Source organism: Microbacterium foliorum, from assembly GCF_006385575.1.
GTDB lineage: Bacteria > Actinomycetota > Actinomycetes > Actinomycetales > Microbacteriaceae > Microbacterium > Microbacterium foliorum_B.
On record NZ_CP041040.1, the window covers coordinates 1,599,239 to 1,611,432 of the forward strand.

At 68.0% G+C, this 12,194-nt stretch carries 14 protein-coding genes; 12 read left to right on the top strand and 2 right to left on the bottom strand.

The features are described from left to right. The 5 genes from leuD (at position 1) to FIV50_RS07670 (ending at position 4,908) form a co-directional block, all read left to right on the top strand. Positions 1-597, top strand: coding sequence for a 3-isopropylmalate dehydratase small subunit (leuD, locus tag FIV50_RS07650; RefSeq protein ID WP_140036920.1), 597 nt, complete (start codon positions 1-3; stop codon positions 595-597). A gap of 65 nt (positions 598-662) precedes the next feature. Beyond that, entirely contained in the window at positions 663-2,030 is a 1,368-nt protein-coding gene (gene murA / locus FIV50_RS07655; RefSeq protein WP_140036921.1) for a UDP-N-acetylglucosamine 1-carboxyvinyltransferase, read from the top strand. Then, the gene (locus FIV50_RS07660; protein ID WP_140036922.1) at positions 2,027-2,791 is read left to right on the top strand and encodes a lysophospholipid acyltransferase family protein; all 765 of its coding nucleotides are present in this window, start codon (positions 2,027-2,029) and stop codon (positions 2,789-2,791) included. The genes murA and FIV50_RS07660 overlap by 4 nt, the downstream gene beginning before the upstream one ends. Next, positions 2,781-3,914 (top strand): NAD(P)H-dependent glycerol-3-phosphate dehydrogenase, encoded by a 1,134-nt coding sequence (locus FIV50_RS07665; RefSeq protein ID WP_140036923.1) that lies wholly within the window; start codon positions 2,781-2,783, stop codon positions 3,912-3,914. The genes FIV50_RS07660 and FIV50_RS07665 overlap by 11 nt, the downstream gene beginning before the upstream one ends. Beyond that, positions 3,820-4,908, top strand: a complete 1,089-nt coding sequence (locus FIV50_RS07670) for a D-alanine--D-alanine ligase family protein (protein ID WP_140036924.1) — start codon at positions 3,820-3,822, stop codon at positions 4,906-4,908. The genes FIV50_RS07665 and FIV50_RS07670 overlap by 95 nt, the downstream gene beginning before the upstream one ends. Before the next feature lie 15 nt (positions 4,909-4,923). Here the strand turns inward: FIV50_RS07670 and FIV50_RS07675 are convergent, their stop codons facing one another. Then, complete coding sequence (locus tag FIV50_RS07675; RefSeq protein WP_140036925.1) at positions 4,924-5,430, bottom strand: DUF3515 family protein; 507 nt, start codon at positions 5,428-5,430, stop codon at positions 4,924-4,926. A gap of 23 nt (positions 5,431-5,453) precedes the next feature. On the opposite strand from FIV50_RS07675, the gene thiL reads away from it, so the two are divergent. Further along, positions 5,454-6,449, top strand: coding sequence for a thiamine-phosphate kinase (gene thiL / locus FIV50_RS07680; protein WP_140036926.1), 996 nt, complete (start codon positions 5,454-5,456; stop codon positions 6,447-6,449). On the opposite strand, the gene rsmD is transcribed toward thiL, so the two are convergent. Continuing rightward, complete coding sequence (gene rsmD, locus FIV50_RS07685) at positions 6,419-7,021, bottom strand: 16S rRNA (guanine(966)-N(2))-methyltransferase RsmD (RefSeq protein WP_140036927.1); 603 nt, start codon at positions 7,019-7,021, stop codon at positions 6,419-6,421. The two genes, thiL and rsmD, sit on opposite strands and share 31 nt — an antisense overlap. Positions 7,022-7,082: 61 nt before the next feature. Here rsmD and FIV50_RS07690 point away from each other — a divergent pair, with 61 nt between their 5' ends. The 6 genes from FIV50_RS07690 to mutM all read left to right on the top strand — a co-directional run bounded on the left by FIV50_RS07690 (position 7,083) and on the right by mutM (position 12,194). Then, positions 7,083-9,257 (top strand): ATP-dependent DNA helicase RecG, encoded by a 2,175-nt coding sequence (locus FIV50_RS07690; RefSeq protein ID WP_181164360.1) that lies wholly within the window; start codon positions 7,083-7,085, stop codon positions 9,255-9,257. Positions 9,258-9,286: 29 nt separating this feature from the next. Beyond that, positions 9,287-9,784 (top strand): pantetheine-phosphate adenylyltransferase, encoded by a 498-nt coding sequence (coaD, locus tag FIV50_RS07695; protein WP_140036929.1) that lies wholly within the window; start codon positions 9,287-9,289, stop codon positions 9,782-9,784. An 83-nt stretch (positions 9,785-9,867) separates the two neighbouring features. After that, entirely contained in the window at positions 9,868-10,416 is a 549-nt protein-coding gene (locus FIV50_RS07700; RefSeq protein ID WP_140038681.1) for a YceD family protein, read from the top strand. A 2-nt stretch (positions 10,417-10,418) separates the two neighbouring features. After that, positions 10,419-10,628 carry a 50S ribosomal protein L32 gene (rpmF, locus tag FIV50_RS07705; protein ID WP_042541694.1) on the top strand — a complete coding sequence of 70 codons (210 nt, stop codon included), beginning with the start codon at positions 10,419-10,421 and terminating at the stop codon, positions 10,626-10,628. A gap of 17 nt (positions 10,629-10,645) precedes the next feature. After that, positions 10,646-11,338 (top strand): ribonuclease III, encoded by a 693-nt coding sequence (rnc, locus tag FIV50_RS07710; RefSeq protein WP_140036930.1) that lies wholly within the window; start codon positions 10,646-10,648, stop codon positions 11,336-11,338. Next, positions 11,331-12,194, top strand: coding sequence for a bifunctional DNA-formamidopyrimidine glycosylase/DNA-(apurinic or apyrimidinic site) lyase (mutM, locus tag FIV50_RS07715; RefSeq protein ID WP_140036931.1), 864 nt, complete (start codon positions 11,331-11,333; stop codon positions 12,192-12,194). Before rnc ends, mutM begins: the two co-directional genes overlap by 8 nt.

Consider the following 12,194-nt stretch of genomic DNA (forward strand, 5'->3'; position numbering starts at 1 on the left):
ATGGAGAAGTTCATCACCCACACGGGAATCGCGGCTCCGTTGAAGCGCTCGAACGTCGACACCGACCAGATCATCCCGGCCGTGTTCCTCAAGCGCGTCACCAAGACCGGCTTCGAGGACGCGCTGTTCCACGGGTGGCGCCAGGACCCGGAGTTCGTGCTCAACCAGCCCGCTTTCCAGGGAGCGTCGGTGCTCGTCGCCGGACCGGATTTCGGCACCGGATCGAGCCGAGAGCACGCCGTGTGGGCACTGCGCGACTTCGGGTTCGCCGTCGTCCTGAGCCCGCGCTTCGCCGACATCTTCCGAGGCAACTCGGGCAAGCAGGGGCTCGTCGCCGCGACCATCTCCGAAGAGGATCTCGAGCGGATCTGGGCCGAGATCGACCGGAATCCCGGGGCATCCATCACCGTGGACCTCGAGGCGCGGGTGGCGTCGATCGGTGAGATCCAGGCTGACCTCGGGATCGACGATTACACTAGATGGCGGCTCCTCGAAGGGCTCGATGACATCGGGCTCACGCTGCGCAACGAAGACAAGATCGCGCAGTTCGAGGCCCGTCGCGAGTCGTGGCGGCCCCGGACCCTTCCCGTTCAGTGAACGGCGGGGCGGGGGAGCCGAGGGCGACCCCGCCCCGAATTCCGTTGAACGAAGTGAGGCTCCGAATGACGACACCTGTGCGCGACGCTCTTCCGGACGGAGTCCCCCCACTCACCGGAGACGTCCTCGCCATTCGTGGAGGGCGCCCGCTGCGCGGCCGCGTCGACGTCAAGGGCGCGAAGAACCTCGCGACCAAGGCGATGGTCGCCTCGCTCCTCGGAGAGACCGTCAGCGTGCTGCGCGACGTCCCCGCCATCAGCGATGTCGCCGTCGTGCGCTCGCTGCTCGAGGTGCACGGCGTCCGCGTGTCCGACGGCGATGAGCCGGGTGCTCTCGTCTTCGACCCGAGCGATGTCGAATCGGCGCACTTCGAAGAGATCGACGCCCACGCCGGCGCCTCCCGCATCCCGATCCTGTTCTGCGGACCCCTCCTGCACCGTCTCGGTCAGGCCTTCATCCCCGACCTCGGCGGATGCCGCATCGGCGACCGCCCGATCGACTTCCATCTGGACGCGCTCCGCAAGTTCGGCGCGATCGTCGAGAAGCTGCCGAGCGGTATCCGTCTCTCCACCGGCGGCACGCGTCTGCACGGGGCCAACATCCACCTCCCGTACCCGAGCGTCGGGGCCACCGAGCAGGTCCTCCTGACCGCCGTTCGCGCCGAGGGTACGACCGAGCTGCGCAACGCAGCCATCGAGCCCGAGATCATGGATCTGATCGCCGTGCTGCAGAAGATGGGCGCGATCATCTCGTACGAGCCGAACCGCGTCATCCTCATCGAGGGCGTCGAGACTCTGCGCGGCTACGACCACCGGTCGATCTTCGACCGCAACGAGGCGGCCTCCTGGGCATCCGCGGCGCTGGCCACCGACGGCGAGATCTTCGTCGGCGGAGCCAAGCAGCAGGAGATGCTCACCTTCCTCAACATCTTCCGCAAGGCGGGCGGCTGGTTCGACATCAAGGAAGACGGCATCCTCTTCCGCCGCGACGGCGAGCTCAAGCCCGTCGTCGTCGAGACCGACGTGCACCCCGGCTTCATGACCGACTGGCAGCAGCCGCTCGTGGTCGCGCTGACGCAGGCCAACGGCCGCTCGGTCGTGCACGAGACGGTCTATGAGAATCGTCTGGGCTTCACCGACGCGCTCGTCAAGATGGGGGCCGACATCGTCGTGCACCCCCGCGGACTGCAGGACGGGCCCCGCCGTGTTCCGCGCCGCGATCTCGAGCAGGCCGCGGTCATCACCGGCCCGACCCCGCTGCATGCCGCGGATATCGTCGTTCCCGACCTGCGCGGCGGGTACAGCCACGTCATCGCGGCTCTGACCGCCGAGGGCGAGTCGAGGGTGTCCGGGGTGGACATCCTCAGCCGTGGCTACGAGAAGTTCCTCGCCAAGCTCGACGCCGTGGGCGCCGACTTCGACGTCATCCGGTGACCCGGATGGGTTCCCGGTCACGCGAGACGACGCGGCCCAGTGTGTTCTGGCCGCTCGCGGCGATCGCCGTGCCGTTGATCTCCCTGCTGGCGAAGATGCGCATCACCGGCGCCGAGAAGCTCCCTCGTGAGGGGGCCTACGTCCTGGCTCCCAACCACTACTCGGAGTTCGATCCGCTCATCGTGGCACTCGCGGTGTGGCGGATCGGGCGCGCGCCCCGATTCATGGCCAAGGAGAGCCTGTTCAAGGTTCCCGTGCTCGGATGGATTCTGCGTCGCACGGGAATGATCCCGGTGGCTCGTTCGTCATCGGCATCGGCCGCGAAGCAGACGCTGAAGCAGTCGGCCGAACTGGTCGAGCACGGGCGCGGGGTGATCGTGTACCCCGAGGGCACTCTGACGCGCGATCCCGACATGTGGCCGATGCGCGGCAAGTCAGGCGCCGTGCGGCTGGCTCTGACCGACGGCCTCCCGTTGATCCCGATGGCCCAGTGGGGCACCCAGGAGATCATGGGGCGATACCAGAAGGGGCTGAGCCTGTGGCCGCTGCGCAAGCGCGTGGACGTGATCATCGGCGACCCGGTCGACGTGTCGGACCTGCGTGGCCGTGCGGGCGAGACCGCGGCACTGAATGAGGCCACAGAACGGCTGATGAACGCGATCACCGCGTTGCTCGAAGAGCTGCGCGGCGAGAAGGCGCCGGCTGAACGCTGGAACCCTGCCTCGCACGGACAGAAGGAGACGGGTCGCCTTGACTCCTAAGCGCAACACGCCAGCGGGCCCCCGAGTCGCCGTCATCGGCGCAGGCAGCTGGGGCACGACGTTCGGGAAGATCCTCGCCGACGGCGGTGCGCAGGTCACGATGTGGGCTCGTCGCGCCGAACTCGCGCACGAGATCGACGAGGCCAAGCGCAACTCGCGCTATCTGCCCGGCATCAACCTGCCGCGCACCATGGCGGCGACGCATGAGTTGGCGATCGCGCTGCGTGACGTCGACCAGGTGTACCTCTCGGTGCCGAGCCAGTCGCTGCGCGAGAACCTCAAGGCGCTGCGACCGTTGCTGTCCGACAACGACGCGAAGATCGTCAGCCTGATGAAGGGCGTCGAACGCACGACGGGGCTGAGGATGAGCCAGGTCATCGAGCAGGAGCTGCGGTGCGATCCCGACCGCATCGCCGTGGCTTCGGGGCCGAACCTCGCGCTCGAGATCGCCCGGGAGCAGCCGACGGCCGCCGTGATCTCCTCGCGCAGCCAGGAGACGGCCGAGGAGGTCGCTCGTGCGGCTCGTAACTCGTACTTCCGGACCTTCGTCAACACCGATGTGATCGGCACGGAGTTCGGGGGAGTGCTGAAGAACCTGATCGCGGTGGCGATCGGCATCGTCGACGGCGTCGGGTACGGCGAGAACACCAAGGCGTCGATCATCACGCGCGGACTCGTCGAGATGACCGACTTCGCGGTCGCGAACGGCGCGCACCCCGAGACGCTCCAGGGGCTCGCGGGTCTGGGAGACCTCATCGCGACGTGCCAGTCTCCGCTGAGCCGCAACAACACGGCCGGGCGCCTGCTCGGCCAGGGATACAGCTTCCAGGACGTCGTCAAGCAGATGCAGCAGACTGCCGAGGGCCTCGCGTCCGTCGCGCCGGTGCTGCAGCTCGCGCGCGAGTCCGAGGTGCACATGCCCATCGTCGAGCAGGTGAAGATGGTGCTCGACGGCAAGATGAACCCGCGCGACATCGCACCCCACCTGACGACGGACGACGACACCCCGCAGGGTGAGAGGACCAACCATGGACAAGCAGACGGTGGTGGTGCTCTTCGGAGGGCGCTCCAGCGAGCATTCGATCAGTTCCGCAACGGCGGGCGGAGTGCTGGGCGCGATTGATCGCGATCGCTATGCGGTGATCCCCGTCGGGATCACCCGCGAGGGGGCTTTCGTCCTCGAAGACGACGACCCGTCGAAGTTCCCGCTGGATGCAGCGCATCTGCCCGAGGTCGCCGACAACGGCACCAGGGTGCTGTGGCCCGAACCCGGCGGGGACCGGACGTTGCGCGTCGTGCGCCCGGATGGGACCAGCGAATCGCTCGGTCATGTCGACGTCGTGCTGCCGCTGCTGCATGGGCTGCATGGCGAGGATGGAGCCATCCAGGGTTTCTTCGAGGTCATCGACATGCCCTACGCGGGCTGCGGAATCCTTGATTCCGCGGTCTCGTTGGACAAGCACTTCACGAAGTTGGCACTCACGTCCGCGGGCATCGCGGTATCGCCGGGGATTACGGTGCGGAGGAACGAGTGGCAGGCCGATCCGGCGATCGTCCGCGATCGGATCGCCGAGCTGGGCGATGTGGTCTTCGTCAAGCCGGCGAGTGCCGGATCGAGCGTCGGCGTGTCGCGCGTCGACCACGGGGACGGCCTCGATGCCGCCATGGAGATCGCGTTCGCCGAAGACGGCAAGGTACTCGTCGAGACGCAGGTCGTCGGGCGTGAGATCGAGGTGGGCGTTCTGGCCGGGCGCCCCGGCGAGCGGGCACGCGCCTCACTGCCGGGCGAGGTCGTGCTCACCTCACGCAGCTTCTACGACTTCGAGGGCAAGTATCTCGGCGGTGACGGTGTAGAGATCGTGTGCCCCGCGGACGTCGACGATGTGTTGATCGAGCGGCTGCGCGAGACCGCAGTCCGAGTCTTCGAGGCGGTGGACGCCAAGGGCCTCGCCCGCGTCGACTTCTTCGTGACGCCCTCCGGAGAGCTCGTCGTCAACGAGCTCAACACGATGCCCGGATTCACGCCGATCTCGATGTTCCCGAAGTGCTGGGTGGCATCCGGACTCAGCTACGGCGACCTGATCTCCGAGCTGATCGAAGCGGGCCTGCGCCGCTGATCGGGAGGCGTCCGGTCAACCTTCGGCGGATCCCGCGTCAGGGGAATCCTCGGTGGGCACCCGGTCCGTGCACCGAGCCGTCGCCGGTTCGAGGCCGGACTGGATGCTCGTCGAGAGACTCTCGACAACCGTGCGGAAGTCGATCTCCTCGCCGCGGCGGATCATCACCTCGACGGCGGGATCGCGACCGTAGGTCACCAGACGCTGGCGCTCCTCCTCCTGGTCGAGCACGAGCCAGTCGACGCTTCCGATCGTGGTGCAGACTTCGGTCGACGGTGCCGGCGGCTCGACGCCGCAGCGCAGCACGACCGTCGGGTCACCCCAGGCACCGGTGGCTTGGGCATCGGTCCACACGCGGTCCAGATCGCCTACGGCGTCGGGGAGCAGGACGGAGACCTCCGCGCATGCCGGATTGTTCGCGTCGTCGGCCGGCTCCAGATGGATCGTGGTCGAGCATCCGGAAAGCGCCGCGACAAGGGCCAGAGACCCCGCGGTGACGGCGAGACGACGAGAACGGGGCATGCATCCAGGCTACCTTTGACTGCATGTCCTCCCGACCTCGCGACGATGATCCGACCCTCGCCGATCTTTCGGAGGGGGAGATCCTGCGGGCCATCCTGGCGAGGACTTCGCGGGCCAGTCACGCGATCATCGGACCCGGTGACGACGCGGCCGTGATCGCGACTCCGTCCGGATCCGTGGTCGCCACGACCGACACACTGGTGCACGGTCCTGACTTCCGGCTCGCGTGGTCGTCGGGGTATGACCTCGGGTGGAAGGCCGCGGCGGTGAACCTCGCCGACGTCGCCGCCATGGGTGCGCGCCCGACCGCGCTGCTCGTCGCGCTGGCGGTTCCACGCGATCTGCGGCTCTCCTTCGTCGAACAGCTCGCAGACGGATTGCGCGAGGCGTGCACGGCTCTCGCGCCCGGCTGCGCAGTCGTCGGTGGCGATCTCACCGTCTCCGACGTCCTCACCGTGGCTGTCACGGCCCTCGGCGATCTCGAGAGTCGGCCGCCCGTGACGCGCTCGGGTGCGCGGGTCGGCGATGTGGTCGCGGTGGCGGGGGAGCTCGGCCACGCCGCCCACGGACTCGCCGTGCTCTTCGGCAGGTTCCGCGATGGCGACACACCGATCGCTGTCGATCCGTCCGTGCTCGGACGGGGTGAGAGCGCGGCGCTGGCGGCGCAGCTGCGTCCGTCGCCGCCGATCGGCCTCGGACCGTTCGCCGCCACGGCCGGAGCCACCGCGATGATGGACATCTCGGACGGTCTCGCGCTCGATGCACGACGGATGGCGGCGGCCTCGGCCGTCACGATCGCCCTCGACAGCGCAGCCCTCGGAGACTCTCCGCAGCGTGCTCTCGCCGGCGGCGAGGATCACGCGCTGCTCGCCACCTTCCCTCCGGGGATGCTGCCGTCGGGCTTCCGCATCATCGGGGCTGTGATCCCGCAGGGCGACCACGGTCTACTGGTCGACGACGCCCCCGCCGACGTGAGCGGCTGGGACCCCTATCGAGACTGGGATTCGACCTCGGGCTGAGGCGTCTCGGACGCGAGAGCGGGCTCGGCCCACCAGAGAGCGGTGTCTCCGTACGCCTTCTCGCGGATCAGCTGCAGGCCGGCTGCCCGGAGATCGGGAGGTGTAGAGCGCCGCGCACGCTCGATGATCACGAGGGCATCGGGGGCGAGACTCGGTGCGAGTGCGATGAGGTCGGCGGTCATCGCGTCGTCGTCGAGGTCGTACGGCGGGTCTGAGAAGACGAGGTCGTACGGGCCGGAGGCGCGCTGCAGGAACGACCGGACCGTGCTCTGGTGCACCTTTGCGCCGGACGCGCCGGCCTTCGCGACGGCGGCGGCATTGCGGCGGACGACAGCCGCAGCATCTCGCCCGTGCTCGACGAGATCGGCGCTGGCCGCGCCGCGACTGAGCGTCTCCAATCCCAGCGCACCCGAGCCGGCGTAGAGATCGAGCACCCGGGCTCCGACGATCGCGTCGGCGGACTCCAGTGCTCCGAAGAGCGACTCCCGTACACGGTCGCTGGTGGGGCGCGTTCCTGCGTGGGGCACGTCGAGCCGCGCGCCGCGTGCCTTTCCGGCGATGATCCTCGTCACCCGTTCACGATACGACAGCTGCGGCGCACGTCGTGTCCGTGCGGCCTCCTAGACTCGGATCATGTCGCTCACGCTGGATTCGTCGCTGGAGGAGGCGCTGGGCACGACGCCGGCGAAGTCTCTCGATCGGGCGTTCAGCATGAAGACGGTCGGCGATCTCGTGTCGCACTATCCCCGGCGCTACGCCGACCCCGGCGAGCTGACGCCCATCCGCGAGCTTCCGCTCGGCGAGACCGTGACGATCGTCGCCGAGGTGCTGTCGTCGAGTGCCAGGGCGATGCGCAATCGACGGGGCGCGATGGTCGATGTCGTGATCGGCGACGGCATCGGCAAGATGTCGCTCACGTTCTTCGCGAAGAACCTCGGTGCGGCCAAGTGGCGGTCCGAGGACCTCGCAGTCGGTCGTCGCGGCGTCTTCTCGGGCAAGGTCGGCGAGTTCAACGGGATGACGCAGTTCGCGCATCCGGAGTACGAGCTCTTCGACGACGAGGATTCAGCCAGGCGGCGCGCGGACGCACGCGCAGCCGTGCTGATCCCGATCTACCCCGCGACGTCGACGCTGCAGACCTGGCAGATCGCGAAGTTCATCACCGGAGTGCTCGACGGTCTCGGTGACGTGCCCGAGCCTCTCGCTGCGGACGTCCGCAAGCGCGAGGAGCTGCTGACCGCGAGAGAGGCGCTCGAGCAGATCCATCGGCCGAATACCCGCAACGACATCGATCCTGCAGTCCGCACGCTGCGGATGCATGAGGCGCTCACCCTGCAGACCGCGCTCCTGCAGCAGCGCGACGCGGTGCGATCGCTCGCGGCCACGGCGCGAGCGGCGAAGCCCGGGGGGCTGCTCGAGCGGTTCGATGCCTCGCTGCCCTACGATCTCACGCCCGATCAGCAGACCGTCGGCGAGCAGGTCGCGAAAGACCTGGTCGGCTCCTGGCCGATGAACCGGCTCGTGCAGGGCGAGGTCGGCTCCGGCAAGACGCTCGTCGCCCTGCGTGCGATGCTCCAGGTCGCCGAGTCCGGTGGCCAGGCCGCGCTCATCGCACCGACCGAGGTCTTGGCGGGCCAGCATCTGCGGTCGATATCGAAGATGCTCGGACCCGAGCTTGCACCGCTCGTGATGCCCACGCTGCTCACCGGGCAGATGCCGGCCGCAGCGCGACGCAAGGCTGCGCTGCGCGTGGCCTCCGGACAAGCGCTGATCGTGGTCGGCACCCACGCGCTGCTCGGCGAGAAGACGACGTTCGCAGATCTCGGGCTCGTCGTGGTCGACGAGCAGCACCGATTCGGAGTCGAGCAGCGTGAGGCGCTCCGCGCCAAGGGGTCCAGTCCGCACGCGCTCGTCCTCACCGCCACACCCATCCCTCGCACCGTCGCGATGACGGTCTTCGGGGACCTCGACACCTCGGTGATCCGCACGATGCCGAAGGGGCGCGCGGGAATCGAGTCGTTCGTCGCCCCGCTCGCCGAGCATCCCGGGTGGTTCAACCGCGTGTGGGAGCGCGCTGCCGAGGAGATCGCCCAAGGGCGCCAGGTCTTCGCGGTGTGCGCCGCGATCGACACCACGAAGAAGACGGCCGAGGCGGGGGAGCCCGCTCTGCTCCAACCCGAGGGTGCCTCCGGTCCGCGCTGGGGCGTGGTGCAGCTCAACGAGGCGCTGGCGACGCACCCCAAGCTCGGTGGTCTCCGTCGAGCGGTGCTGCACGGACGCATGCCCTCGGACGAGAAGGACGCGGTCATGCAGGCCTTCGCCCGGGGCGAGATCGACCTGCTGCTCGCGACGACCGTCATCGAGGTCGGTGTCGACGTGCCCAACGCCTCGACCATGATCGTCCTCGACGCCGACCGCTTCGGCGTCTCCCAGCTGCATCAACTCAGGGGTCGCGTGGGCCGAGGCGGCGTGCCAGGGCTGTGTCTGCTCGTGACCGAGGCGGAAGCCGGTTCTGTGGCGCGCGAGCGGGTCGACGCGGTCGCAGCGACCCTCGACGGTTTCGCCCTCGCCGAGGTCGACCTCGAGCTGCGCGGCGAAGGCGACGTGCTCGGCGCCGCACAGGCAGGCGTACGGTCGTCGTTGAAGCTGCTGCGCGTGGTCAAGGACTCCGGTCTGATCGTCCGGGCGCGCGAACTCGCCGAGGCGATCCTCGCAGCCGACCCCGGTCTCGATGCGAACCCAGGGCTCAGATCCGCCATCGAACGACGGGTGAGCGACGACGACCGCGCGGCCCTGGCCAAGAACTGACCCGAGCACGCGTGCCCTAGGCTGGGGGCATGAGCAGCCGGATCGCCGTCGTCCCGGGTTCCTTCGACCCGCCGACCCTGGGCCACCTCGACGTCATCCGTCGGGCCGCCAAGCTGTACGACGAGCTGCATGTGCTCGTCGTTCACAACCCCGGCAAGGAGGCGATGCTGCCGATCGCGGCGCGGCTGTCGCTCATCGAGCAGTCCATCGCCGACGAGGGCATGGAAGGCAACGTCGTCGTCGGATCGTGGAGCATGGGTCTTCTGGTCGACTATGCACGTGATGTGGGCGCCGGCGTGCTGGTCAAGGGGATCCGCTCGCAGATCGACGTCGCCTACGAATCGCCGATGGCGATCGTCAACCGGCACCTCGCCGACATCGAGACGGTCTTCCTGCTGCCCGACCCGGCGCATGCTCTCGTGTCCAGCTCTCTCGTGCGACAGGTGGCGGGGCTCGGCGGCGATGTGTCGCCTTTCGTCCCTCGCGCGGTCGCCGATTTCCTCGACACCGGGTCTCGCGGGATCTGAAGCCGCGCCCCTGAGCGCCGCGCTCAGCCCGAAGCCAGCCTCCCGCCGCGTGTAGCCGGTACCATTGCTGGGTGCGTTCCCGAATGAGTGGTCCTTTCGTCCTCCCCGTCCGCGACATCGTCCGCAAGCCGGGAGAGATGCGCGAACATGAGTTCTCCGTGACCCTGAAGGACGCCTGGGGAGAGGGGATCGTGTCGTATGAGGCCGGTTCCGAACTCGACCTGGATGTGCGTCTGGAGTCGGTCCACGAGGGCATTCTGGTCTCGGGAATCGTCGATGGGGAGTACGCCGGAGTGTGCGGTCGCTGCCTCATCGACATCGCTCGGCCCGTCGAAGTCGAGTTCCAGGAGCTTTTCGCGTATCCTGGTGAGGAAGAAACTGACTTCGAGGTTCAAGACGACCACGTGGATCTTGAAACTCTAGTCAGGGATGCGGCCGTATTGGCGCTTCCATTTCAGCCGGTGTGTCAGCCGGATTGCCCCGGGCTCGACCCGAAGACGGGCGAGAGGCTGACAGCGAGCACCGACAAGGAGCAGGCGGCTCCCATCGATCCTCGGTGGAGCGCGCTCCAGAACATCACAGACCAAGACGGCACGGAAGAATCTCGTGCCGCCGAGAAAGAAGAGAGCTAGTCATGGCTGGTAACCCCCCGAAGCGCAAGGTATCCCGTTCGAACACCCGCTCGCGCCGCGCGCAGTGGAAGGCGGCGCCCATCGCTCTCGTCAAGACCGTCGAGAACGGCAAGACGGTCTACAGCCGTCCGCACCAGGCGAAGGTCGTCACCGACTCGCAGGGCACCGAGCTCTTCCTCGAGTACAAGGGTCGCAAGGTCGCCGACGTCTGAGTCGCGACTTCACTACTGTGACTGAAGTCCCTGGGGGGACGAGACCTCTCCCAGAGAAGCTCCGCGTCGATATCGACGCGGAGCTTCTGGAGTTGGCGCTCACCCATCGTTCGTATGCGTACGAGCATGGCGGCATCCCTCACAACGAACGTCTCGAGTTCCTCGGCGACTCCGTTCTCGGTCAGGCCGTCACGGTGATGCTCTTCACGACCCACCCTGGGCTCGATGAGGGCGAACTCGCCAAGCGGCGTGCGAGCGTCGTCTCGACGGTCGCACTCGCAGAGGTGGCCAGAGGCATCGATCTGGGCAGCCACCTGCTGCTGGGTCGAGGTGAAGAGCAGACCGGCGGACGCGATAAGGATTCGATCCTCGCCGACACGATGGAAGCCGTCATCGGCGCGACCTATCTGTCAGCGGGGCCCGACGCGGCCACCGACCTCGTGCTCCGTCTGACCGAGCCTCTCCTCGCCGACCCCGAGCGCTACGGCGCTGCCATGGACCCGAAGACCAGTCTTCAGGAGCTGGCGGCGCGCGTCGGTGCCACGCCGCCCCAGTATTCGGTGGAGGCCAGCGGCCCAGACCACGATCGCCGCTTCCTCGCGACCGTGAGCGTCGGCGATGTGGCGATGACCGGCAAGGGCAGCAGCAAGAAGACTGCAGAGATGGCGGCCGCGCTCAGCGCATGGCGCTTCCTCAACGAGCGTGCCTGAGCTTCCCGAAGTCGAGGTGGTGCGAGCAGGTCTCGCTCCGGCTGCGGTCGGTTCCGTCATCACGGGGGTGAGCGTGTTCGATGAGCGCGCTCTGACACGTCATGCCGCGGGTTCCTCCGACTTCGTCTCGCGTCTGGAAGGACGCACGTTCACCGCCGCCGAGCGACGAGGCAAGTTCCTCTGGCTTCCGCTCGACGCCGAGGATTCCGCATTGATCGCGCACCTCGGGATGAGCGGGCAGATGCTGCTCCGAACCCCGGATGCCGAGGCGGAGCGCCACGAGCGCATTCGCATCGGCATCGAGCATCCGCAGCACGGGGAGCTCGCGATCGTGTTCGCCGATCAGAGGACGTTCGGGTCGCTGGCCGTCGACCGTCTGGTGCCGGACGGGCCGACGATGATTCCCACCCAGGTCGTGCACATCGCGCGCGACCCACTCGACCCTCTCTTCGACGATGGCGTCCTCGCTCGCGCGCTCGTCAGACGGGGCAGCGCGATCAAGCGGGTGCTGCTCGACCAGCAGGTGATCAGTGGTGTGGGCAACATCTACGCCGATGAGGCGCTGTGGGCGGCGCGCATCCACCCCGAGACTCTCGCGAGTTCGCTGTCGACAACCGCGATCGGCCGCCTCCTCGCCGAGATCCGGGTGGTGCTCGCCAAGGCGCTGGCCGAGGGCGGCACGAGTTTCGATGCTCAGTACGTCAACGTGAACGGACAGGCCGGGTACTTCGCCCATTCCCTCAACGCGTACGGTCGAGGCGGTCAGCCGTGCCCTCGGTGCGGCACTCTGATCCGTCGACAGGCATTCATGAACCGATCGAGCCATTTCTGCCCCCGCTGCCAGCGTCGACGGTGA

Coding starts and splice junctions, on each gene's coding strand:
- murA (WP_140036921.1), top strand. CDS start 663: ATGACGACACCTGTGCGCGACGCTCTTCCGGACGGAGTCCCCCCACTC.
- rpmF (WP_042541694.1), top strand. CDS start 10,419: ATGGCTGGTAACCCCCCGAAGCGCAAGGTATCCCGTTCGAACACCCGC.
- FIV50_RS07670 (WP_140036924.1), top strand. CDS start 3,820: ATGGACAAGCAGACGGTGGTGGTGCTCTTCGGAGGGCGCTCCAGCGAG.
- FIV50_RS07675 (WP_140036925.1), bottom strand. CDS start 5,430: ATGCCCCGTTCTCGTCGTCTCGCCGTCACCGCGGGGTCTCTGGCCCTT.
- FIV50_RS07700 (WP_140038681.1), top strand. CDS start 9,868: ATGAGTGGTCCTTTCGTCCTCCCCGTCCGCGACATCGTCCGCAAGCCG.
- thiL (WP_140036926.1), top strand. CDS start 5,454: ATGTCCTCCCGACCTCGCGACGATGATCCGACCCTCGCCGATCTTTCG.
- coaD (WP_140036929.1), top strand. CDS start 9,287: ATGAGCAGCCGGATCGCCGTCGTCCCGGGTTCCTTCGACCCGCCGACC.
- FIV50_RS07690 (WP_181164360.1), top strand. CDS start 7,083: ATGTCGCTCACGCTGGATTCGTCGCTGGAGGAGGCGCTGGGCACGACG.
- leuD (WP_140036920.1), top strand. CDS start 1: ATGGAGAAGTTCATCACCCACACGGGAATCGCGGCTCCGTTGAAGCGC.